We start from the raw sequence: 22,908 nt of genomic DNA on the forward strand, positions 1-22,908 counted from the left end.
AGCCCAGGGTCCCTGAAAAAAGCGCCAGCAGCAAAACCTATGCGAGCCACAATGGGGCTCCGTTAGAGCAGTGCTGGCGCGCCTAACAACTGTGTCTCAGTCGTTTCACAACGCGACGGCAGCTTTCATGGCAGAGTTTAAAGGCAAATTCCAATTGCCGCCTCTTGAGCCGCCTTCCCGGCAAAAAGGAAGCCAACTATCAGCAACGTGATGAATGCGCGCAGAAGCGTCGGCCTTATCTATCGACTTCGGGATCGAAAGTATCAAAGCCGTCGGGATCGCGGACCGACTCGGTTGCTTCCGCGCAATCCTCTGCGCGGCACTGTGCCACCCGAACATGAAGATCTAGCCAGCGCCTCGGACGCGCTCCATGCAAGAAGAACCTGCGATTCCACGCAGATTCGACTACCGTGCATTGTAGCGATGGGGGCGATTTGAATTTACATATGATACCACCAATAGTCTACTGCTTTTGACCATTTCCCCCTTCGTCCGATGCCGTTAAGATATTTAGATTGCTCCGCCTAGGGAGACGGGATGAACAAGGGTATGACGTGGCTTGTCCTGTTTTCAACTTGGTGTGGAGGTGCATCTTGGGCATATACCGTTCAACGAGTTTCGTTGCCGAGCGCGGCCATGGACACGAGTCCGCTCGCCACAATCGTATTACCCGATGTGTACGCTACAACCAGCGGTTCTTACTCCACGATATATGTCCTTCATGGCTGGAGTGGGAACGATATGGACTGGACGGCGAACACTGATATAGGCAGGCTTGCCGACGAGTATGGCCTTATTCTCGTAATGCCAGATGGCGGTTATAACAGCTGGTACATCGATAGTCCCGTAATCGCGAAAAGCAAATTTGAAACCTACATCGGCAAGGAGGTTGTATCCTATATTGATTCACACTACCGAACGGTAACTTCGAAAGGCGGCCGAGCGATCACCGGTCTCAGCATGGGAGGCTTTGGAGCACTTAACATCGCGATCAATAATGCATCAACATTTGGTTCGGCCGGTAGTATAAGCGGTGCCGTCGACCCACGAAGCTTCTGGGAGAATTGGGGGCTTGAAGGAACGTTTGGGGATCACCTTGCGAACGCGAACTTCTGGAATGAAAAGGCAATCATCAATAACGCGGATCGTTTTGCCGAAAATGGAATCAATTTGACGATCGACTGCGGTGTAGACGACTTTTTTGTCGGCTCGAACAGGACACTTCACCAACGCTTGCTCGTTTTGAACGTCCCACACGATTACACCGAACGCCCCGGTGGACACACGTGGGCCTATTGGCGAAACGCGATTAGGTATCAGGTGCTTTTTTTCTCGATCAAGTTTGAAGAGGGACGCGGTTCGCTTCGCTGACTTAAGTCTTGAGACGAAATCGACAATTTATCTCACAAAGTCGACGCGGGTCATTGTCCCAGGTTTAGACAGTCAAAGACCGATGGGGCCGAGTAGAGCAGACTCTCGAGTGGCCCTGCGGTTGGAATTGCGAATGGCGGCAGTTGGCCGAGAGGAGCGGTGCGCTAAAAGCGCGAGGCGGCCGCAGCGACCAACAGCCTGTCGCACGGCCGCAGGACCTCTAGATCTCAGTTTGCTCGGAGATCTCAAGCGCATCGTCGACCTCTATACCGAGGTATCGAACCGTGCTTTCGAGTTTGCTATGCCCAAGCAGAAGTTGAACCGCTCTCAGGTTCTTCGTTCGCTTGTAGATCAATGTCGCCTTTGTCCGTCGCATCGAATGCGCGCCGTAGGCGGTCGGATCCAGGCCGACTGCGGCGACCCATTGATGTACCTTCCGGGCGTATTGCCGCGTTGAGATATGCGGCGAACCGGAAAAGCGGCTTGGGAACAGGTATTCGTCGGACCGCAGCTTAGCCTTTTCGATCCATGCAGCGACCGCAACCCGAGCGGGCTCGGTGACCTCGAATTGCACTGGCCGCTTGGTCTTGCGCTGCATTATCATCGCACGCGGCAGTATTTGATTGCCGTGGGTTACGTCGCGCACATGTAGGTTGACGAGGTCGCAGCCACGCAGTTTGCTGTCGATCGCAAGATTGAACAGCGCTAAGTCCCGAACCGCGTGCCTGTTTTGGAGGTGAATCCGGATTGCCCAGACGTCTTTCGGCTTCAGCGGCGGCTTCTGACCGACCAACTTGCCTTTGTTCCAGGGCTCACGGCTTAGATTGCTTCCCATGACAGACTCCCATTGAGTTGATGGGAGTTACATTGTCTTCCTTCATCTTTTTCGTCGTGAAGGTCCGTTGGTTCACCTTGCCCAAGTCGGCCTTAGCGGACGCTCGTTGATCGCGGGCGGAACGGCTGTTCAACTCTCGGCACCGGCCGTTAATATCGCGGTCATCTTGAACAGCAGTCTCCTCCCGACGGTCAGGCGAAATCGACCCACACTGCCGTTCGTCGCGGCGAGCCATCAGTGGCCGGTTGCGACGTACTACCGCCCTTTCCAAGATGCTTCGTTCGAAGCAGAATCGAACACCCACCTGGATCGCACCGGCTGGCGGCCTGGGCGGCATTTTTCGTTTTAGCTAAAGTAATAGCCTAGTTTGAAGTTGCTGGAGCAAATACTCCGATGACCGAGACAGGGCATCACTCGCTTTAGTCAGTCGAGCCGTACCTTCAACTTATCCTTGTAGATGCCGAGGCGCAGTTCGGCGCGATCGATAAACTGGTTATAGAACAGCAATTCCGAATACAACTCGCCATATCGGAAGCCGGTTTCAGGGTCCTCAAGCGCGCCAGTATGAAAGTATCCTTTGGTGCTCGCGAATCTAGTCCATCCCGTAGGCATACGCGAGTGATTCAATTTATCCCCAATGAGATAGCCGTAGAATTTCTTTATCTTCCCACTAGATTTCGCAGCCAACAAGCGAGCGTACTGAGCCAAGTCATTAATATGATCTTGAATCTCCACGTCCGGTGCCTTGAACTCGATGATGATAGCTGCGCCTTCTTGGTTGAAGAGAGCTATGTCAGGTCGCTTCGCCGCATGTTCCTGATTATTCTCTGCAAATAGAGCCTCTAGACTTTTATCAATATCAGCATCGAATAGAGTCTGACCGTCCAGCCATTTCAACGAACTAAGTGGCTTATCCGACGCGATGTGCTCAAAGTACTGATATTCTTCGTTCAATAGCCAGATATCGTGGTCTTTCGTGTCAGCGCTGTCTTTACCGGTCGGAAAAAAGACGTTATGGATAATGCGCTCATGTTCGTTCCGCTTTCCTTTCTCTTGCTGCTGGCAGACGAGAAGCTTATTAACGGCATGCCGAAGCACTTCAATCATCGCCGTGCGCCGGACGACCAGCTGAGACAGGTTTGTCATATCCATCTTTTTAATGGTGCTGGTGTATTTCCAGGACAGTTCATTAACTTTAGCGCGGAAGTCATCCGTTCGTGGGTCGAGCTTTAAGAGTTCCTCTTTCACCTTGAAGAGATTGGACGTATCGCCAACGATATCCTCCTGGAGCTTTTTCAGGACGCGGCGAGCAATATTTTCCTCAGTGTCGCTGTAATGGATTTTGACATTCGTGCCTTCAAGCATTTGCTGCGTGATGCCGAATTTACGTTCTGTTGCGCGGACCAATTCGTCCCTATCAAAATCTTTGGGAGTAATTATGCTGTAGACGTAGTCTTCTAATGAATTAATCACATCTTCCAATGAAAATTTCCCGTCGAGACTTTCGCTTTCTCCACATTCGGACGGTACATCAAATCCGTCACGCTGCTGATTGACTGTATCTTCGAGAAGATCGCTTTCCACCAAGATGAGTTCGAACCTACCGTCAATTGGCTTCCGTCTATCCGTTGCCGATTTCAAGTATCTTCGGGTAAGCCGTTGAACGATTGCAGAATTTGCACATAAAGCGACTTCGTGCTGGAAATTGGAAAAATCAGCTTCAGAGAATGAGTAGCGGCTGACTTTCAATTGCGGGCCAAGTCTACAATCCTTGCCGTGCATGCAAGTTAAAGGAATCGTCTTGGTGTCGGTCGGCGACGGTAAATCGATCCCACGAATGGTTTCGCTGTCAGTCTCGACGCCGCGAGTCGACTCGACCTGAATTGCAAAATCTCCAATCAGTCCCTTCAGAACGATCAGGCGTTGAAGAAAGGAAGTATACAAATGAGCCGCGACGGCACTACACAGGAACGATTCTGGTGCGCTCGCGTGCTCTGCTCGGTTCTCCGAATTGCCATACTCACTGCGGCGGTGGCTCAATTTGATCGTCGTAAACAGTTCGCCAGACTGCAGAGGCGTCTCAATAAATGATTCTTTTGAAATTTCTCGCGTGCTTGTGTCGACGATCAGACTCCTGCGAAGAAACGAATCACCTTGCCTGCATACGCTGTCGACGGAAAATCTATCGAAATGGTGGAAATATTGGATTCGCCCGGCGCCTTTGCACTTTCCAATCCCCTGGATTTGAAGCTGATCCTTGTAAGTTGAGTCCTTTGTTATGAAGGCTTTCACTTGATCATCTCCGAATCCCGCACCGTTATCTGTGCACGAGATTTCAACTTCGAAGCGATCGCCGAAGAGACTCGCGTCAATGATCGTTGTGTGAAACTTAACGAAAAAGACTGGCGAGCCGTTTTCCCCGTTTCGACGAATTAGATACGAATCTATTGCGTTAGAAAGCAGCTCTTCGAACACCACGTAGTCGCTGTTGTTGATTGCGGTATTCTTCAGTCCGCCGCGAATATCAAGAGTCATGTCTACGCCAGGAAATGGTACTAAGGTTAGAATGGTACAATGAAGGCAATTTGTAGGCTACACCAACGCGAGTTCCTTTTTTCACTGTCTTCTGAGCCATTGAGTGCGCGCGATTGGCTCAATGTTACTGCGGCCGTCGTCGATGGTGTCTCACGAGTCGATCGTCTAGGCTCGCACGGTCTTCGCCTTACCTGGTCCCCCGCAGACCGGCAAGGTCTGTTCCCCGGTGGTCTCGGGAGCGCGCAGCATTGCATCAATCAAACCCCGCACTTTTATCGCTCGTGATAGTCGGCTGCCGCCATCAATTATCCCTCAATCCGGCGGGAATAGTGGCCTGTTTGTACTTGCTCGGCTTGGAAGTAAGAATACTCACGATGTGGAAAGCTGGCTGCTCTCCCGAAGCAGAGGCCTACCGTTCAATGCAGGGCGCGCACCGTCCTACGCAATCGAGAGTCTCACCACTCCCTGCGGCGTCTATCCTATAATGTCGCGACATAATAAACTGAAGAGGTTACATGCGGGATGGCCAAACAATCTAATTCTGCACGAGTAACGAGCATAACGTTTTCCCACTACAAGGGATTTCGTCGCTACAGCGTGTCACTCGATCATATTAATGTTTTCACAGGCGCCAATAATTCAGGTAAGTCTACAATTATTGGCGCCTTTCGTAGTTTGGCTGTCGCGTTACGCACAGCTCGCACTCGGTCTCCTCAACTACTGACCGTTGGGGACGTGCAGACCTATGGTTACTTAATCAGTGAAAGTCAATTGCCTATTTCACTCGAGAATGTACGTACAAATTACGAGGAGGGTGAATCGCGTGTTAGTTTTCGGCTAAGCAATGGTAATCAACTCCATCTGCACTTCGACGAGAAGAGCTGCGTATTAGTAGCTGAGGCACGGGATGCTGCTGTCAGAACACCTGCTGCCTTCAAGGCGAACTTTCCTCTTGAACTGGCGGTCGTGCCGGTGCTTGGCCCGGTCGAACACCGTGAGATATTACGCGAAAAGGAGACAGTTTCATCTGCGTTGGCAACGCACCGAGCATCGCGCCACTTCAGGAGTTATTGGTACCATTTCCCTGACAATTTCCAACAGTTCGCCGAACTGCTCGAATCGACGTGGCCAGATATGATTGTCCATCCCCCAACGCTCGCGCTTAATCGTGAACTAACAATGTTCGTGCGCGAGGGACGAATCGATCGGGAATTATACTGGGTTGGCTTCGGGTTCCAGATATGGTGCCAACTGCTTACAAACGTCCATCGGGCAACAGATACTTCATTAATTGTCGTGGATGAGCCAGAAGTCTATCTTCATCCAGATGTGCAGCGCCGACTGTTGGAAGTACTTCGAGGTGTAGGTCCGGACGTTATTATTGCAACTCATTCTACAGAAATCATTGCTGAAGCCGACCCAACGGAAATCATTCTAATCGACAAGACAAAATACAGTTCAGAACGGATAAAAGACATCGACGGCGTACAGAGAGCGATGACGCAGCTCGGGTCTCAACAGAATATTTCACTGGCGGCGTTAGCGCGCAATCGTCGAGTTGTATTCGTCGAAGGTGAGCACGACTTCTCACTAATGCGGCGCTTCGCGAAACGCCTTGGATTAAACGATCTAGCAGCAGGAGTCGGCTTGGCGGCGATGCCTTCGGGAGGCTTCGGATCTTGGTCGAGAATCTCAGCGCTAGCGCAAGGCGTATCGCAGACGCTCGGCACTGATTTGCTCATTGCGGCAATCTATGACCGCGACTATTACTGCAACGCGCAAATCGAGGATGTGCAAGTCAAACTCCGAACGGCGCTGAAATTTGCACATGTGCATGAGCGAAAGGAGATTGAGAATTATCTCCTAATACCGGAGGCTCTCGACCGCGTAGTCACAAAGGGTATTGCCGAGCGGAGATCTAAAGGAGCAGAAGTAAGCGATTTGACGGAGCCGGTCGTTCAAACACTGCTGAGAATTTCAGACGAACTAAAAGATGATGCGCAAGATCAGTATGTTAGCAAATACCTTGAGTTCCATCGATCTGGACCCAAAGATACGTCGACGAGGATGAAGGAGGCGGCAACCGTCTTCCGTGCCCGCTGGAAAGTTCCAGAGGAACGCTTGAAAATTGCGCCGGGGAAGGAGCTGTTACGACGCTTCCGGGAGTATGTTCAAAACACTTTCGGGGTGTCCGTCACAGATGCCAAGATCATCGAAGCTTGCCGTCACGACGAGTTGCCGAACGACCTGATTCAGCTGCTCAGAGGCATCGATGCGTTTCGCCAACTAAAGGTCGCCTAACCTGACGTCGCTTCTAAACAGCCCGGCGAGATACACACGCGTGACACGACCCGAACCGAGAGCATGTCACCGAGGCGCTCTTGGAGAAAGGGAGCGTTCTGAAGGCTCTGACAGATATTTCCCGTTTGTTCGTGCGAGTTGGAATGATCGATTCGGCTGGCGACTGGTCACGAAAAGGCACGCGCGAAGAGCCGTTACCGTTTTGCAACCTGCCATAGCGCTAGGTATAAGGTTGAAAGACGGTTATGGTTCTGAGCGCGTGTTCGCTGATGAAGGCAGTTGCAGTGCTGCGGCGCGACGCGGCGAACGTCAGCAATCCGCCAGGCTGCTAACGCTGAACGGAACCGGCCTCAGTGTCCGCAAAGGCCGAGAAGCGGCAGAGATCCCGCGGAAACCGACCGTCCGACGCCGCTCGAACTCACTCTTGACGGCCTGGAAGTCCAATAGAAAGTTGACGGTCGAAACGGCGAATTCACCGATCCCAGAATCGCTTGTCCACCTGCACGATCTCACATGCGCGCCAACGTACCATCACGCTGACGCAGAGCGCGCTACGCTCAAGCGCAGCCGCGACCCAAAGTGTCCGCGCTGCTGACGAGGCAGGCTTCGGCCATCCATCAACCACCGCCACCTCCATCATTTCCAAAGCTGTTCCATATTGACGTTCGTTCAAACGCCAGTTCACACCCGCAGCCACACTTCGCCGCCGATAGACCGGAACCATGAACTCGTCCTTACAACGCATCGGGAAGCGATCGACGCCGACAAGGCACAACTGGACGTGACACGCCCGCTTTCCCCTCCAGCCATGGCATCGCTGCAGCAAAGGCTGAGGCTCGAATGGACGCCTGATGCGAGCGCATCCGAGCATCACACGCTCTCAGTGCGCGAAGCTCAGGTCGTATCGACAATTTGAGGTTGGCGACAAGTCGCTACGGCAGCACAGCGGGACCATGGGCCGTCCCAACGCGATACGCTACATCGAGGAGATCATCGCAAACAACGAGCCAATCTCGACCTGGCAGATCCGCAACATCCACAACGGCCGTGCTGTAGCACAGCGTCGGTGAGAGGGCGTGTCGGTACCGTCATGTGAATGTGGCGATCGCCGACGCGCGAACCACGTCGCCCGACTTCCTGGATCTTCCGGCTGAACTGGCGGCGCTCCTCGTGTGGCATGCAAGAGCCGGGATCATGCATCCCATCGAGCGCGCAGCGGAACTTCATAGGCGGTTGGTCGGGATCCATCCGTTCGTGGACGGAAACGGCAGAACAGGTCGCCTGCTTCTGAATATCGAATTGATGAAATCGAGCTATCCCCCGGCTGTTATCCGCAATGAGGAACGCGCAGCCTATTGCGATACGCTGGACGACGCTTGCGTGAGCAACAACCACGCGGGCATCGCTCGGCTGATCGCCGAATCGGTCCTGCGTTCATTCGACCGCTCGGTTTGGCTGCCGACCAAGGACCTTCCTCGGCCCCTCGGTAAATAATAGGGATACCGACACTAAGGCGCGCAGTCGCGTTATCTCTAACGTTCCATGTCGATGGCGTGACGCCGCGCCCAAGCGGCCAGATGTTAGACTAACAGCCCTAGTCTGGCCTCGTCACTGCGAGGAAGAGAGCCCTTCCATATCGAACGAGCGGCCACCCGGGCCCGTCGCATCAAGCACTTCTCAGGGCTGACGTTTCGTTCGCACTTCACGAGGAGGAGAGTTTAGATGGACGAACAAGGCGTTCGCGCCCCGATTGTCACGGGAACATGCGCACGCTGCGGAGGCAAGGTGCCGTGGCCGATTTCGTCCTGTCCTCATTGCGGTGCGCCTGCGCGGTTTGTGTTTGGCGATCGTGCACCCGCCGCGAGGAAGCCCGGAGCGGCAGCGCACAGTGCACCGAACGGGCGTGTTGATCGTCCGCCTAACACGCCGCCGTGGCCGCGGCAAAATGCATCCTCGTTCGCATCGAACGACGCCGTTTATCCCGACGACCAGGTCCATCCGACACCGCGCCGCGATACCGGTCGTCGGGGCATGAAAAAGGGGGCAGTGCTGACGCTTGCGGCGGCCTTCGTGCTCATCGGCGGATCGGGGCTCTTGTACTGGATTCAGAATCATGACACGCAGGAAGAGCCGACGAGATCGATCGGCACGCGAGGAATGGTGACGTCGAACGACTTGAATCAGCCCGCGCAGGCCCCGACCATGCCGCAGGTTCCGACGATTACGCCAAGTTCGGAAGCGCCGCTGCCGAGTGACAAGGCATCCGCTGACAAAAATCAGAAGTTGATGCCGCTTGCCCTCGCGAGAGCGCACGACGGTCTCCAAAAAAACAACCTGCAACTGGCGCGGTCCGGCATTTCTTGGGCGCTTTCGTTGCAGCCGGACAGTCCCGAGGCCCTCCGGCTCAAGCAGGATTTGCTGTCGCGGGAGAGGGCTCGCAATGCGGCCTTGCAGGCGGCACGCAGTTGCGTCGTGCAGGAGCGTGCCATGTGTGCTTGGCAAAATGCCAACACTGCGCTGTCGATCGATTCGAGCAGCAACGAAGCGAAGGGAATCGCCTCGCGCTCCATGCAGTAGCGCATCCAGCGGCTGAAGCAGCACTTCGGACTCAGGCTGTTCAGCCGAACACGCGCTCGCTGATGCTGACGCCGGAGGGGCGGAATCTTCTGGAGCGCACGCAGCGGTTATTGCGCGAGGCGGAAGGTATCGAGCAAGGCGTCGCCGCCGCGCGCGCGGAGCCGGCCGGAACGCTCAAGGTGACCGCGCCGTTGCCCGTCGGCGTGAACATCCTCGCGCCCGCATTGCCGGCGTTTTGCCGACAGCATCCGAAAGGGACGGTCGAGTTGCGCCTGAGCGAACGCTACGTCGACCTGAGAGAGGAGGGCGTGTATGTCGCCATTCGAGTCGGCGAACCCGGCGACACGCGGTTGATCGCGCGCCGTCTCGTTCCGCATCAGATTTGCTCGTTCGCATCGCCCGGATATCTGCGGGAGCGAGGCGTGCCGCAGCATCCGAACGATCTCTTGCGGCACGATTGCGTGAACTTCAGATATCAGTCGCCTGGACAGGAGGCGATTTGGCCGTTCGACGTGGGAGGCAAACTCGTCGAGTTCGCGCCTCCGTTGGCTTCAATTATCGACGTCAGCAACTCGATTGCCGCGACGTTTGCCGCCGGTGCCAGAATCGGAACATCGACGACGTACATCGCCGCGCCTCACGTTCGACGGCGCGAACTCGTGCCTGTACTTCACGAGTTCGCTTATGACCGATTCCATCTGCATGCGGTGTGGCCGGAAAGGCGCCGCAGCAACTCGGCGGTAAAAGCGTTCATCGGCATTTTGCAGGACATTTGTCCGTCTCCCGCGCCTTGGGACGTCCTGGTGCGGGATCATGCGATCTAGCGCGTGCGTGTTATCGGGCGCTCGTCCTTCGCCGCATCGAATCTTTGCGCATAACCGAGCTGCCGAAAGCTCTCAATCACGAAGTCGATGAATACGCGCGTCTTCCCCGGCAGAAGCCGCCGCGAAGCGTAGTAAAGCGAATTCGTGCCCGCGTCTGCATGCCATTTGGGCAGCATGCGCACAAGCTCGCCGTCAGCAAGATCCGGCAGTACGTCGAAGGCGCCAGCATCGCGACATCAGTTCAGTCCCGAGCGTGACGAAGCACATCCGCGGGGTCGGCGCAATGGACCTCATCCGCTCGGTCAGCGAGTGGTCGAGAATGCGGCGGATCGCGCCGCGGGATGGGTTCGTCGGTTAATGCGGCAGCAAGCGGCGAATTGCTTTGCTTCAAGAGAGACCGGCGCACCATGCGGGCGGGGCCGTGAGTACGTCGGCGCTCGAAATATTGGGAACTTCGTTCCGATCGGGACCGTCCCGCAAGGCGGGATCCCGCGCGCGCGGACGCGTTTTTATGCGCGCTAGTTTAGCGCCAAAATGCGGCTATTAGGATAATAGTAGTTATCTTAATAGTCGCGTTTTGGAGCAGACATCGGCGGAAAGGGGTCCCCATCGGACACGCGTGGATATACCGCTCGGATCTCGCATGCCGTTCACAAGCCGTGTTCATCTTCCTTCATTGAGAAGCTCGTCAATACCTCTCGAACTCGATATCGAGGCATGCATGATGGAGCAGGGTGCAGATGTGCCGCGCAGCCGGTGAACGAGCGCCTACCGGGGCTTCGCTGGATAGAGCTGAATCAAGCCGAAGCTGGGATAATGGAGCTGACGCTCAGCCTTTCGAGTAGGCTCCGATGCCAGAAGAAGTTCAATACAGTCATCCCGGCCATATCCCGGGATTGATCCTCGGTACCGCCCAGTTTGCGGCGTTTCAGTTCGAGCCCCATTATCATCTCGACTGTCACATCGCACTGGTTGCCAGCGGTGTGCAGCATCAATCTTTTCGGGGCGAATCCCTTCTGCTCACACGCGGCGCGATTCAGATCATGCCGCAGGGGGAAGTACATGATGGCAACGCGGGCGCCGACGAGTCGTATACCCTCCAGACCTTCCGCCTTTCGCCTGCATTGATCGAGAATTTCGGTGGGGAAATCACCGGCAGGCACTACTTTCCTTCGCAGGACGCCGTCGTTCTGCAAGATGGCCATCTCGCGGAGCAGTTGCTCGGAATACATGCGACCCTACGCCAGCGTCACGCCGACCCGATGCTGAGTGAGACATACGTTCTGGCGTTGCTGGAGTCGCTGTTTGCGCGTCTGAAACAACCCGCCCCGCAGACGATCAAGGGCAACCTGTCCGTCCAGCAAATGGGCACGGTCAGGGACTTTGTCGAATCCCACCTTGCCGACAAGATCATCCTTGAAGACCTATCCGTTCTTGTCGGCCTCGACCGGTTCCGTTTCCTGAAGATGTTCAAGCGGACCATCGGCATGACGCCCCACGCGTGGTTGCTGCGCTTGCGGCTGGAAAAGGCGATTGCGCTCATCAGCGCGAGCAAGAGCATGTCGATTACTGAAGTTGCGCACGCAGTGGGGTTTTTCGATCAGAGTCATTTTACGCGGGCTTTCCGCCAGGCGTACGGAGTCACGCCAGCCCGGTTCTGAGCGTGGAGCGGCAATTTTATACAAGGAGATTGGTTAGACCATCGATAACCTGCCGGCTTTAGATGTCGCGCTTCTCGCAACGCGACCTTCATCCAAGGCACAAAGGTACTCAATGGCTATCTACAGTTTTCTCGACGACTACAGTGAAGGCGCTCATCCAGATATTCTCAGCGCGCTGGTCGGATCGAACTACATTCAGCAAGCACCTTACGGCGAAGACACTTACTCTGCCGACGCCACGAATCTGATCAGGGCCCGTTTGGGATCCGGATTCAACGGTGCAATTCACTATGTTGCGAGCGGGACCACGGCGAATATCGTTTCGATATCGAGTTGCCTGCGTCCTCACGAGGCCGTCATCGCGGTGAACTCCGGCCATATTGTCGTGCGCGAAGCCGGAGCCATCGAGGCAACGGGCCATAAACTCATCACCGTCCCCGCCGTCGACGGAAAACTCACGCCGAAGAATATCGAAGCCGCGCTTTCGGGCAATGCCCATTTCCCGCACATGGCGAAGCCCCGGCTCCTTTACCTCTCGAATGCGACGGAAACAGGCACGGTCTATACCCTCACGGAACTGCGGGAAATCTCCGCCCTTGCCAGGCAACGCGGCCTCATCCTGTTTCTCGATGGCGCGCGTTTGGGCGCGGCACTGGCTTCGAGCAGGAACGACGCAACGCTGGCCGATATTGCATCCCTCGTCGATCTTTTCTGGATCGGTGGAACCAAGGCGGGCGCACTGCTGGGCGAGGCCATTGTCGTATGCAATCCGGCGTTGAAGGAAGACTTCGCCTTTCACATCAAGCAGCGCGGCGGCATGTTGGCGAAGGGCAGACTGCTGGGCATCCAGTTTCAGGCGTTATTCGGGGTCAAGGATCTGTTCGTCGAGAATGCCAGACACGCCAATGCGATGGCCGCAAGGCTCGCTGCGGGAATCGCGGATCGGGGTTACGCACTGGATGCGGAAACGGCCACGAATCAGGTGTTTCCGATCCTGCCGGATTCCGTCATCTCAGCATTGAAAGAGCACTTTGCCTTCTACATCTGGACAAAAGCACAAGGCGATCATTCAGTCATTCGGCTTGTAACGTCATGGGCGACGGACGAGCAGCAAATCGATGCGTTCCTGGCTCGGCTCGACGAGCCCTCGACGCATCGAAGAGCGGATGCGAGCGACTGAGGCCACGGAGCTCAAATGCCGCGTGGATGACGTGCGGTGACGGTGCACTGCGGCTTGGAGCGCGTGCGCTCCCCGATATCCTTGGCGGCCTTCGCCTCCGCCATCAGCCCCGTGATAGATGCAGCGCAGCCCGTCGCCTTCCGCGCGCGCCAGTTGCATCGCTTTCACCATCGACGGCGGCGTTGTCCCGCCCGCATCGACCCAGTTGCCCGGCGTGAATCAGACCGGGGTGGCGGCAGGCATGCGGCACACTATCTGAAGCGCCGGAGGCCACAGTTTCGTACAGTGGCCTTTGGAGCCTGCAAGCAGCGCGCGATGAAAAATGGCCCGCACGATTCGGCGGGCCGAGTCCATGCCCGGGGAGGCATGGCGGAGACGACGATGAACCCGAGCAGCCTGGCACCCGCAATCAGACCGGCGAGCGCGGCGTTCGAGGATCGATGGTGCTCACGACGTCATGCGTCGCGCGCGATGCCCGCGGACGTGCAAGGTGCTTGATCAGCAAGGCAATGCACGCGAGTCCCGCCGCAGCGGCAACCGTGGTGAAGACTCCGGCGAAAGCGAAGTGGCGGCGCATCAGTTCGGCGACAAGAAAGGACCCTGCAATGCCGCCAAAGCGGCCGATGCCAAGCATGCAGGCGACGCCCGTGCCGCGTCCTTCGGTCGGATAGAAGGCGGCTGCGAGCGCGTTCATCGAAGCCTGTGCGGTATTTAGCAACACGCCGGACAACAGCACGGTGGGCACCAGCAGCGCCACGTTTCCGACCGTCTGTCCGATGCACAGCAGGCTGATTGCCGCGAGCGCATAACAGCCGGCGATGACAAGACTGGCATTGAACCTATCCATCAACGCGCCGCACAATACCGCGCCGACACCGCCCAGCGGGAACAGGACCGAGATCAGCGTCGCGCTCGTTGCGCTCAGGCCCGCATCGCGCAGCAAGAGCGGCATCCAGTTGATCGCGGCGTAGAAGACCACGAGACCCATGAAGGCCGCCACCCAGAGCATCAGCGAACCGACGATGTACGGCCGCGACATGACGAGGCTCAGCCCTTTGAAGCCGGTCGGCGGCGCGCTTTCGGTCAGCGTGAATCTGCCTGCATGGTCTGCTTCAGGACCGATCCGCGCGAGCACGGCGCGCACGTCCGGAGCCGGTTTGCCGTTCGCGACCATGAACCGTACCGATTCAGGCATCACGAGCAGCAGCAGCGCGCCGTGCAGGATCGGCATCACTCCGCCCAGTATCAGGACGCTGCGCCAGCCTGCGTGTGGAATCAACCATGCGGCCAGCGTTCCGCCCAGGGCGGCGCCGAGCGGGAAGCCGCAACACATCAGGCTCGTGATCGTTGCGCGGCGCCGGGTGGGGCTGAACTCGTCGATCATCGTGACTGCGTTGGCCATCGCGGCGCCGAGACCGACGCCCGTGATGAACCGCAGCACCGTCAATTGACCGATGCTGGTCGCGAAGCCCGACGCGAGGCAGGCAATGCCGAAGAGGAACACCGCGCTGACGACCAGCTTGCGCCGGCCGACGCGATCGGACATCGGGCCGGACGCGAGCGCGCCGAACGCGAGTCCGAGCAGCGCGGCACTCAGCACCGGTGCCAGCGCGGGCTTCGCGAGGTGCCATTCGCCCAGCAATGCGGGAGCGATGAAACCAATCGCCGCTGTGTCGAAGCCATCCAGCAGGACGATCACGAAGCACATCAGAAAAGCGAGTTTCTGAAACCTTCCGAACGGATGCGCGTTGATGAACGTCTGAACGTCGACGACCGATTCATGTTTCATGAGCATCTCCATCGAAGCCCGAGTCAGGCCAGTTTCACGTTCGGTTCGGCGGGTGAAGCCAGCTCGGGATTCACTGGTTTCTCTGTCGCGTCATTCCGGGCCAACGCCATCGCGGCAAGGTAGCCGAACGTCAATGCCGGCCCGAGGGTAATGCCGGCCCCAATGTAATGTCCGCCTACCGGCGAGTTCATGTCGTTGCCACAGGCGTACAGGCCTCGAATGGGACGGCCGTGGTCGTCGAGAACTTCCCCGTGCGGGCCTGTCACGAGTCCGCGGCTCGTGCCAAAGTCGCCGGGCATCAACTTGACGGCGTAGAAAGAGCCTTTCTCGATGGGACCGAGACAAGGATTCGGCCCGTGCGTCGGGTCGCCCTTGTACCGGTTGTACGCGGAAGATCCCTTGCCGAAGTCTTCGTCGACGCCTGTCTTCGCGAAGCGATTGTTGCGCTCGACGCTTCTCGCCAGTCCTTTGGGATCGACGCCGATCCTGCTCGCGAGTTCGCCGAGCGTGCGGCCGCTGAACAGATAACCGGCCTTTTCATGGCGGCGCAATGAAAGGCTGCCGGGCAGGATCACGCCGATTCCATACTTCTTCACGGTCGCGGCATCGGCGATCAGGTAGGCCGGGATCGCGCCTGCGTCGAACATGCCGAGTGTGAAGGCATGGTACGAGGCAGCTTCGTTGGTGAAACGGTTGCCGTCCTTGCCGACGGCAATGAAGCCGGGTTTGGGGCGATCGAGCATGAAGTGCCCCCAGGGCTGCATGTTGCCCGCCTTGTCCGGAAAGAGGGACATGGGAACGTAATAGCCCGTGTCCCGAGCGTTATGGTCCATTCGGCCGCCGACCGATTCGCCCAGGCGCAGACCTTCGCCGACGTTGCTGGGCAGTCCCAGACCGAGTTCCACCGTTGGTTGACGGGAGTGCTCGCGGCGCATGGCCTGATTGCCTGGATAGCCGCCGGTCGCAATGACGATGCCGCGCCGGGCGCGAACGCGGATCTTCCGGCCGTCGCGCGTGACTTCCGCGCCGATGACCTTGCCGTCATCCATGATCAGACGCGTGGCGGATGCCTGCAGCCAGACGTCGATCTTCTGATCGAGCATCGTCTTGTAGAGACGACCTGCGAGTGCATTTCCGCCGACGAGCCGCGTGCCCCGGTGATGATTCACGCGGTCCACCGCATAACGCGCAAGGCGCTTCGATACGTGAACGAACGAACGCGCCGAGCGGGTGAATGAAAGGAAGTGAAGAAGGTCGACGAGATCGAGCATCATCCCGCCGAATGGTGCAAAAGCGGGCAGTGGGGCGCGCAGGTTTCTGAAGTTCGGGCCTAGCTTCCGGGCGTCGAATTCGATGGGAGCATGCGCACGCCCGAACATGCCACCCGCCAGTTCGGGACTGTAGTCCGGATACTCGACCGCCGCGACCTCGAGTTCCGAGTGGCGCAGCATATAGTCGAGCGCGACACGGCCCTGTGAAATATAGGCTTCCTGCAATGAACGATCGACTGTGTCCCCGACGGTCGCGGCGAAGTATTGCCGTGCCTTGTCGGGCGAATCCTTGAAGCCGGCCGCCTGCATCGGCGTGCTGTCGACGAACCACATCATGCCGACCGACCACGCGGTGGTGCCGCCGACCTGATCGGTCTTTTCGAGAACGAGCGGCACGAGACCTTCGTTCTTCGACACGATAGCGGCCGTCATGCCGGCCGCGCCCGCTCCCATGACGATGACGTCGACCTCGCGGTCCCAACTCTCCGCCGCACGATTGTTCATGACATTTGTCCTGTATCGGCACTGCTGTTCAAAACCCGGTTGTGCCGGCCACGACCGTGGGTCACGGGGCAGGCCATATGATCATCGCCGGGCATATAGATTTATATCGAATGATGCGTAACAGTATGAACCTTGTCAAGGAAGTATTGGGAAATCCCTCGTGCGGATCGAGGCAGACCTTCTTCCCGCTGATTCAGAAAACGTCTTGACATGAATTAACCGTAATAGGATCATTCGATATAGATCAAATTGGTGATGCGTCCGTCTTCACCAATCTACTTTCTTGGATATGTTCGGGAGCCACAATGAGCAAGCTTCAGCTTTCCGTCGCCGTAGGCAACTACGACCGGATCAGGCCGCTGGTCGACGGCGAGGTGCAGATCGAGGGGGTCGATCCGGTCTTCATGCTGCAGGATCCCGAGGAGATCTTCTTTCGGGCCTTCAGGCATGCGGATTACGATATCTGCGAACTCTCGCTCAGTAGTTACTCGGTGAAGACGGCTGCCGGCACGTCGCCCTATATCGCCGTTCCGGTGTTTCCGTCGCGAGCGTTTCGGCACTCCTCGATCTATGTGAGGGCGGACCGGAGCATCGACAGTCCGGAGCATCTGAAGGGCAAGCGTATCGGCGTGCCCGAGTACCAGTTGACGGCGAACGTCTGGGTCCGTCTCTTTCTCGAAGAAGAGTACGGCGTGAAGGCGTCCGATGTGACCTGGGTTCGCGGCGGTTACGAGGATGCGACCCGCGTCGAAAAGATCGCGCTGAATCTGCCTACCGATGTAAAACTCGAAAACGCTCCCCAGGGCCAGACGATCTCGAACATGCTGGCGGAAGGCCAGATCGACGCCGTCATCGGGCCGCGCGCGCCTTCGTGCTTCGACCGCGGGCATCCTCAAGTCAAATATCTATTCGATGATCCCCAGAAAGTGGCCGCCGAATGGTATTCGCACACCCGGCTTTTCCCGATCATGCATACGCTCGGGATCAGAAAGACGCTCGCGGACGCGCATCCATGGCTGCCGGGCGCCGTGGTGAAGGCCTTCGAGAAATCCAAGACTGTCGCGCTCGCGCGGCTCAGCGATACATCCGCTACGAAGATCACGCTGCCTTTCGTGGAGGATCAACTGCGCGCGGCCCGCAAGCTGATGGGCGACGACTTCTGGTCATATGGTTTCGCCGAAAACGAGAATGTGATCGACCGCTTTCTCGCACGTCACTACGCCGAAGGTCTTTCGAACCGCCGGCTCGAAGCACGGGAACTCTTCCATCCGGCAAGCCTTGAACGCTTTGCGATCTGACGATCTGATTGAAGCGCGGGCGACGCGGTCGCATCGCGCCGCCATTCACACCCGATACGCCGGTGCTCCTTGCGGAGCACCCGATGCGCCTCCATCGACGACGATTTCCGCTGCCTGAATGCTTCTGGAGTGGTCCGAAGCGAGAAACAGCGCGGCCTGCGCGACTTCGTCGACGTCATTGAGACGGCCGATCGGAATGCTTCTGATCAGGTTCCGCTCGAGCGCCTGCAACTCCGCCTCCGTGCTCGCAAGCGTGTTCCAGATCGGCGTATGCGTGGGTCCCGGAACCAGCGTGTTCACGCGAATGCTTCGAGGGGTGAGCTCCGAGGCCAGCGCGCGTGCCATGCCGGAGAGTCCGGCCTTGCTTGCGGCATAGGCCGAGAATCCGGCGATGCCCATCGTCGCGACGACGGAGCCGACGAGAATGACCGATGCGCCCGCGCTCAGGTAGGGCAATGCGGCCTGGACCGTGTAGAAGCTGCCGGCGACATTCACGCTGAGGATGCGTTCGAAAAGCTGCGAAGGCGTGTCATCGAGCGGCGTGGGCGATACGATGCCGGCGCCCGCCAGCAGAACGTCGATGGAAGCAAATCGGCGGCCGACTTCGCCGAAGGCGGCGCGCAGGGCGTGCGCATCGGTGACATCCGCCTCGAGCGTCAGGACCTTCGCGCCCAGCCGATCATGAACCGCTCCGAGCGAGACCGGATCGTTGCTGATGATGACGACTTCGGCGCCCTCCTGCTGGAACAATCGCGCCGAAGCCAATCCGATTCCACTGTCTCCGCCTGTGATGACGGCCACCTTGTTGGTCAGTTGCATGTCTGTTGCCTGTCGTGATCGTGCGAGATGGAGTGAGGCTGGTTGTGTCGCCTCGTTCGGGGCCGATGTCAATACAGCAAGGTGCCGAGATTGACGCTCCCCGAGCGTTCTCTCGTTGCGATGACCTTCTCGCCGCCATCCCTTCTTACGCGTAGCTCGATGGTCGAACTCGCTTCGGTCAGCCCTGAAAACCGGAAATCGCCGAAGCTGTCTGTTGTGGTGGTGCGTTCCCGGTCATCGGAGAAGTCGCGCATCACGATCTCGACGCCTTCCAGATTGCGCAGCCGGCCGTCAGCGGCTGCTTCGCAGATATTGCCCGCGACGAGATGCGTCAGAGCGTCATCGAGATGCCGGTAAAAAACGCGTGGCTTCGTGCCGAACTCCGGATGGATGACCGACAGACCTTCGTTCGCGACCATCGCGTCCAGTTCCTTGTCCTGCATGTTCACTGCGCGAATCGCCCTGGTCGGACACGCTTGCGCGCAGCGTGGCTCTTTCCATCCGGCGTCGAGCAAATGCGCATCGAAGTTCCAGTTCTGCGGGACCTGCTCCTGTTCGTTCCATTCGATCATGCCGTAAGGGCAGCTCTTGACGAGCTCGCGCCGGCCGCGCGATTTCTCGGGGTCGATGATCACGACGCCGTCCGCGCGCTTGTAGATCGCCCCGTCCGCCGCCGCCTTCACGCAGGGCGCGTTGTCGCAGTGATTGCACATCTTCGGAACATAGGTGACATCCACGAGTGCGCCTTCTCCCCGCACATGACGCTCGACACGAATCGTTTCCAATCCTTCGGGGGGATGAGGCGGCGAGTAACCAGGAAACGTATTGCCCGAGTATTCGTCCTTGGTCGAGATCACGCAGTTCCGGCAGTTGATGCAGAGCGAAACGTCGATTACCAATGCCCGTCCGGTCATGCTGCCCTCGCTATTTCCGTGTCCCATTTCTCCACCTCCACCCAGCAAGTGTTGGGCATGATTCCATCCGCGGTCGGGCTCATCTTTCGTCCCGGAGTCAGAAGATTGAGGCATCCTCCACGATCCACCGGACCCAGACGAGTCTGAATCAGATCAAGTTCGCCACACGATTCGTTCCCGCGCGCAACGCCGGCCTTGACGAGTTGCGAAACGTCGATTGCGCAGATGACCGACGCTTGAGCGTTATAGACCCGCACCAGATCGCCCAAGCCGAGTCCGCGCGCCGCGGCATCGTCGGGGCTCATGCGCAGCACCCAGTATCGATAGCCATCGACGTTCAGCCTGTGCTCGTCGATCGTGCTGATGTGACTGTTCTTTCCATCGGCCTGGGTATGAAAGCTGTAGACCGGATGATTGGTCACGAGCTGCAGCGGAAATCTCTGTTGCGCGTTGCCCGGCTTGTTGATGTAGCGGTTGACCGCCGGCCGCGCGGGATCGATGTGCTCGATGCGGCGCAGGCTCGATGGCACGAATTCGAACTTGCCGGATTGCGTCGGAAGCCCCTGGTTGAATCCGGTCGAATACACGCCGGGAAGGGGATTCGCTTCCGGCAGGTCCTTGGCGCGGCCCTCCGCGAACCAGCGCATGTCCACCGGCGGCCTGTCATGGTCGGAGGGAGGCGGCACGACGTGATAACCCTTTTGCAGGAACTTCTTCCAGCTGATTTGCGTGGGCAGATCGGTGGAATGGAACACGCGCTCGCACCACGTCAGTTCCGATCCGCCGCCTTCCGAGTACATGCCGCCATAGCCGAGCCTCGTGGCGAGTTCAAGGAAGATCTGATAGTCGGACTTCGACTCGCCGAGCGGCTCGATACACTTGTGCTGCATGATCATCATGCGATGATTGAGCTGGGTCTGCGCATGCTGGATATATCCGCCGCAGTTCGCCCATTCGGAGATGTCGTCGCGTTCGAGCGCTGTGCATGCGGGCAGGATGATGTCGGCGAACTGCGCTTCGTTCTCCATCCATACCGACTGGTTGACGACGAATTCGAGCGATGCATGGCGATAGGCATCGACGAGTCTGTTCGATCCCGGCACCGTGCCGAACGACGACGAGCCGTAGCGGTACAGCATGTGAACCCGTGAATGCCCCAGCTTGGGATACGCGTATTGACCGAATTGCCCTTCAGCCGAGAAGCCATCCCAGAAGAAGCCTTCCGCGTGTCCCTCCGTGATCGCTTCGGCGAAGCGCTGGCGCGGGATGGACTGCTTCACCGGATTGATCGTGATGATGTGCGGCATGCGGCAATAGTTGTTGGCCGCGCTCGCCGTGTAGTTGAGGTCGCCCGAGATGCCGCCTTCCGCGTAGCCGGGGAAGTAGAAGTTAAGATCCTGCGGCGCGCCGATCTGCAGATTGCCGAAGTTGATGCCGGGCTTTCCCCATCCTTGCATCGCCATCATCATGACGAGGCTGCGCGTCCACTGGGCGCCTGTCTCGGTGCGGCATGCGCCGCCGAATCCCGCGCCGAGGCCGCCTGCGGCGAGGTAGGTCTTTTTGGCGGCCCATAAGGTCGCGAGACTGCGGACGTCCTTGGCGGGAATGCCTGTTTCCGGCTCCTGCCACTCCGGTGTCTTCGGAACGCCGTCTTCTTCGCCGAGCACGTAGGCACGCCATTCATCGAAGCCGGTGGTCCTTGCCGCGACGTACTCCTTGTCGTAGGTTCCGTTGATGATCCATTCATGCATGACGGCGATGGCGAGCGCAGAATCGGTGCCTGGCTTGATGGGGAGCCATTTGCCGCCGAGAAACTGGGCGCTTTGCGTCAGGTACGGGTCGATGTGAACGAACTGAATCCCAAGCTGCTTGGCCCGCAAACGTCTTTCGGTGCCCTCGAAACCGGCGTACACCCCGTTGGTCGACTCGGGATCGCTGGACCAGAAAACGATCACCTCTGCGTGCTCCAGACAATCCTCGGTCGTGCCGTAGAAGCTCGGCGTGCCGAGACGCAGGCTGTTGCCGTAGTGATGCATCGCGCCCCAGTACCAGCCTTCCCAGCTGATCGGGCTCATTTCGATGCGCGTATAGCCGATCAGATTGCCGAAGCGCTGCATCGCGCTCAGGTAGTAGTTGATGTTTCCCCACTGATGATGGGCGCCCGTGGCCATCGCGATCGCGCCGGGGCCGTGTTCCTGCTTCATGCGGCGGATTTCGCCCGCGACGATGTCGAGTGCTTCGTCCCAGCTGATGCGCTCGTAGCCTGATATTCCGCGGTTCTGGGGATTGCGTTCACCGTTCGGATCGAAATCGATCCGCTTCATCGGATGGAGAATCCGCTTGTCGGAATAGACGAGCGATTTGAGCGAGAGCGCATGCGGGCTGACGGTTGCACGACGAGCGGGCGAAAACCGATGTCCGCGCGCGCTGATCGTCCAGCTCGGTCCGTCGTCCTGCTCCAGATCGATAGGGGTGGTGCGGATGATCCGGCCGTCCTTCACGAAGACGAAAACCGGCCCGCCGTTGGTGAGCGTGACGTGACGCGTGGTTCCGTCTTTCATGCGGGTGCCTCTGCGCCACGACGCAGTCTTCATCGTGTTCACGAGCTGACCGAACCAGACGAGCGCCGCATCGCTGCCGCCTTGCGTGATCTTGAAGTTCTTGAGCGCATCGATGAGAAACGCATGATCGGTCGTCGGAGCCAGCATCTGGCGCGCGGTGGCCGCGTCCATGAAGACGAGTTCGGCATCCGGCTGAGGCGCCACGCCCCAGCGCGCGGACAGGACGCCGCCTCTGAAATGAAGCTGCCTCGCGAGACTGTTGTCCCGCAGGCGCAATTGAATCACGCAGTCCCGCGCGCCGAGGTGCTTGCGCACGGGAGGAAACATGCGTGCTGCCATCCGCAGCGCGATCGGCATCAGCCAGAGTATCAGTACCAGAACGTGTCTTTGCATGAGAGCCTTTTCCTGAAGCCGACACACGCCCCTGCGAGCGCGAAGGACGGAGTTACCGACCACCGTCACCTGTTG

At 58.1% G+C, this 22,908-nt stretch carries 17 protein-coding genes; 8 read left to right on the forward strand and 9 right to left on the reverse strand.

Annotation, left to right across the window (positions count from 1 at the left end; translation table 11 throughout):
• Positions 1-537 precede the first annotated feature (537 nt).
• On the forward strand, positions 538-1,371 hold the full coding sequence (locus tag ACEN42_RS32910) for an alpha/beta hydrolase (RefSeq protein ID WP_371882853.1): 834 nt from the start codon (positions 538-540) through the stop codon (positions 1,369-1,371).
• A 220-nt stretch (positions 1,372-1,591) separates the two neighbouring features.
• Here the strand turns inward: ACEN42_RS32910 and ACEN42_RS32915 are convergent, their stop codons facing one another.
• The gene (locus tag ACEN42_RS32915) at positions 1,592-2,206 is read right to left on the reverse strand and encodes a tyrosine-type recombinase/integrase (RefSeq protein WP_371882854.1); all 615 of its coding nucleotides are present in this window, start codon (positions 2,204-2,206) and stop codon (positions 1,592-1,594) included.
• 423 nt (positions 2,207-2,629) lie between these two features.
• Positions 2,630-4,741, reverse strand: coding sequence for a hypothetical protein (locus tag ACEN42_RS32920; RefSeq protein WP_371882855.1), 2,112 nt, complete (start codon positions 4,739-4,741; stop codon positions 2,630-2,632).
• Positions 4,742-5,263: 522 nt separating this feature from the next.
• Between ACEN42_RS32920 and ACEN42_RS32925 the strand changes: the two genes are divergently transcribed.
• On the forward strand, positions 5,264-7,042 hold the full coding sequence (locus tag ACEN42_RS32925; protein WP_371882856.1) for an ATP-dependent endonuclease: 1,779 nt from the start codon (positions 5,264-5,266) through the stop codon (positions 7,040-7,042).
• 472 nt (positions 7,043-7,514) lie between these two features.
• Here the strand turns inward: ACEN42_RS32925 and ACEN42_RS32930 are convergent, their stop codons facing one another.
• Positions 7,515-7,766 carry a hypothetical protein gene (locus ACEN42_RS32930; RefSeq protein WP_371882857.1) on the reverse strand — a complete coding sequence of 84 codons (252 nt, stop codon included), beginning with the start codon at positions 7,764-7,766 and terminating at the stop codon, positions 7,515-7,517.
• 368 nt (positions 7,767-8,134) lie between these two features.
• Between ACEN42_RS32930 and ACEN42_RS32935 the strand changes: the two genes are divergently transcribed.
• From ACEN42_RS32935 to ACEN42_RS32945, 3 genes are all read left to right on the forward strand, one after another.
• Positions 8,135-8,536, forward strand: a complete 402-nt coding sequence (locus ACEN42_RS32935) for a Fic family protein (RefSeq protein WP_371882858.1) — start codon at positions 8,135-8,137, stop codon at positions 8,534-8,536.
• Positions 8,537-8,764: 228 nt separating this feature from the next.
• Positions 8,765-9,619: a hypothetical protein gene (locus ACEN42_RS32940; RefSeq protein ID WP_371882859.1), complete on the forward strand. Its 855-nt coding sequence runs from the start codon at positions 8,765-8,767 to the stop codon at positions 9,617-9,619.
• Between the two features lie 62 nt (positions 9,620-9,681).
• Positions 9,682-10,443: a substrate binding domain-containing protein gene (locus tag ACEN42_RS32945; RefSeq protein WP_371882860.1), complete on the forward strand. Its 762-nt coding sequence runs from the start codon at positions 9,682-9,684 to the stop codon at positions 10,441-10,443.
• Here the strand turns inward: ACEN42_RS32945 and ACEN42_RS32950 are convergent.
• Positions 10,440-10,619: a hypothetical protein gene (locus ACEN42_RS32950; protein ID WP_371882861.1), complete on the reverse strand. Its 180-nt coding sequence runs from the start codon at positions 10,617-10,619 to the stop codon at positions 10,440-10,442. The two genes, ACEN42_RS32945 and ACEN42_RS32950, sit on opposite strands and share 4 nt — an antisense overlap.
• A 675-nt stretch (positions 10,620-11,294) precedes the next feature.
• Here ACEN42_RS32950 and ACEN42_RS32955 point away from each other — a divergent pair.
• A complete protein-coding gene (locus tag ACEN42_RS32955; protein ID WP_371882862.1) occupies positions 11,295-12,104 on the forward strand; it encodes an AraC family transcriptional regulator in 810 nt (269 codons plus the stop codon).
• A gap of 112 nt (positions 12,105-12,216) precedes the next feature.
• Positions 12,217-13,284 (forward strand): low specificity L-threonine aldolase, encoded by a 1,068-nt coding sequence (locus ACEN42_RS32960; RefSeq protein WP_371882863.1) that lies wholly within the window; start codon positions 12,217-12,219, stop codon positions 13,282-13,284.
• Positions 13,285-13,693: 409 nt separating this feature from the next.
• Here ACEN42_RS32960 and ACEN42_RS32965 read toward each other — a convergent pair whose 3' ends face one another.
• Positions 13,694-15,073, reverse strand: a complete 1,380-nt coding sequence (locus tag ACEN42_RS32965; protein WP_371882864.1) for an MFS transporter — start codon at positions 15,071-15,073, stop codon at positions 13,694-13,696.
• Between the two features lie 23 nt (positions 15,074-15,096).
• Entirely contained in the window at positions 15,097-16,848 is a 1,752-nt protein-coding gene (locus tag ACEN42_RS32970; protein WP_371882865.1) for an FAD-binding protein, read from the reverse strand.
• Positions 16,849-17,153: 305 nt separating this feature from the next.
• Here ACEN42_RS32970 and ACEN42_RS32975 point away from each other — a divergent pair, with 305 nt between their 5' ends.
• A complete protein-coding gene (locus tag ACEN42_RS32975) occupies positions 17,154-18,146 on the forward strand; it encodes an ABC transporter substrate-binding protein (RefSeq protein WP_371882866.1) in 993 nt (330 codons plus the stop codon).
• A gap of 45 nt (positions 18,147-18,191) precedes the next feature.
• Here the strand turns inward: ACEN42_RS32975 and ACEN42_RS32980 are convergent, their stop codons facing one another.
• From ACEN42_RS32980 to ACEN42_RS32990, 3 genes are all read right to left on the reverse strand, one after another.
• Complete coding sequence (locus ACEN42_RS32980; protein WP_371882867.1) at positions 18,192-18,965, reverse strand: SDR family oxidoreductase; 774 nt, start codon at positions 18,963-18,965, stop codon at positions 18,192-18,194.
• A 68-nt stretch (positions 18,966-19,033) separates the two neighbouring features.
• Positions 19,034-19,906 carry a 4Fe-4S dicluster domain-containing protein gene (locus ACEN42_RS32985; RefSeq protein ID WP_371882868.1) on the reverse strand — a complete coding sequence of 291 codons (873 nt, stop codon included), beginning with the start codon at positions 19,904-19,906 and terminating at the stop codon, positions 19,034-19,036.
• Positions 19,876-22,833 (reverse strand): molybdopterin-dependent oxidoreductase, encoded by a 2,958-nt coding sequence (locus ACEN42_RS32990; RefSeq protein WP_371882869.1) that lies wholly within the window; start codon positions 22,831-22,833, stop codon positions 19,876-19,878. Before ACEN42_RS32990 ends, ACEN42_RS32985 begins: the two co-directional genes overlap by 31 nt.
• Positions 22,834-22,908: the final 75 nt, after the last annotated feature.

It is taken from the genome of Caballeronia sp. S22, from assembly GCF_964261745.1.
Classification (GTDB): Bacteria; Pseudomonadota; Gammaproteobacteria; order Burkholderiales; family Burkholderiaceae; genus Caballeronia; species Caballeronia jiangsuensis.

Coding starts and splice junctions, on each gene's coding strand:
- ACEN42_RS32910 (WP_371882853.1), top strand. CDS start 538: ATGAACAAGGGTATGACGTGGCTTGTCCTGTTTTCAACTTGGTGTGGA.
- ACEN42_RS32915 (WP_371882854.1), bottom strand. CDS start 2,206: ATGGGAAGCAATCTAAGCCGTGAGCCCTGGAACAAAGGCAAGTTGGTC.
- ACEN42_RS32920 (WP_371882855.1), bottom strand. CDS start 4,741: ATGACTCTTGATATTCGCGGCGGACTGAAGAATACCGCAATCAACAAC.
- ACEN42_RS32925 (WP_371882856.1), top strand. CDS start 5,264: ATGGCCAAACAATCTAATTCTGCACGAGTAACGAGCATAACGTTTTCC.
- ACEN42_RS32930 (WP_371882857.1), bottom strand. CDS start 7,766: ATGGTTCCGGTCTATCGGCGGCGAAGTGTGGCTGCGGGTGTGAACTGG.
- ACEN42_RS32940 (WP_371882859.1), top strand. CDS start 8,765: ATGGACGAACAAGGCGTTCGCGCCCCGATTGTCACGGGAACATGCGCA.
- ACEN42_RS32945 (WP_371882860.1), top strand. CDS start 9,682: ATGCTGACGCCGGAGGGGCGGAATCTTCTGGAGCGCACGCAGCGGTTA.
- ACEN42_RS32950 (WP_371882861.1), bottom strand. CDS start 10,619: ATGCTGCCCAAATGGCATGCAGACGCGGGCACGAATTCGCTTTACTAC.
- ACEN42_RS32955 (WP_371882862.1), top strand. CDS start 11,295: ATGCCAGAAGAAGTTCAATACAGTCATCCCGGCCATATCCCGGGATTG.
- ACEN42_RS32960 (WP_371882863.1), top strand. CDS start 12,217: ATGGCTATCTACAGTTTTCTCGACGACTACAGTGAAGGCGCTCATCCA.
- ACEN42_RS32965 (WP_371882864.1), bottom strand. CDS start 15,073: ATGAAACATGAATCGGTCGTCGACGTTCAGACGTTCATCAACGCGCAT.
- ACEN42_RS32970 (WP_371882865.1), bottom strand. CDS start 16,848: ATGAACAATCGTGCGGCGGAGAGTTGGGACCGCGAGGTCGACGTCATC.
- ACEN42_RS32975 (WP_371882866.1), top strand. CDS start 17,154: ATGAGCAAGCTTCAGCTTTCCGTCGCCGTAGGCAACTACGACCGGATC.
- ACEN42_RS32980 (WP_371882867.1), bottom strand. CDS start 18,965: ATGCAACTGACCAACAAGGTGGCCGTCATCACAGGCGGAGACAGTGGA.
- ACEN42_RS32985 (WP_371882868.1), bottom strand. CDS start 19,906: ATGGGACACGGAAATAGCGAGGGCAGCATGACCGGACGGGCATTGGTA.
- ACEN42_RS32990 (WP_371882869.1), bottom strand. CDS start 22,833: ATGCAAAGACACGTTCTGGTACTGATACTCTGGCTGATGCCGATCGCG.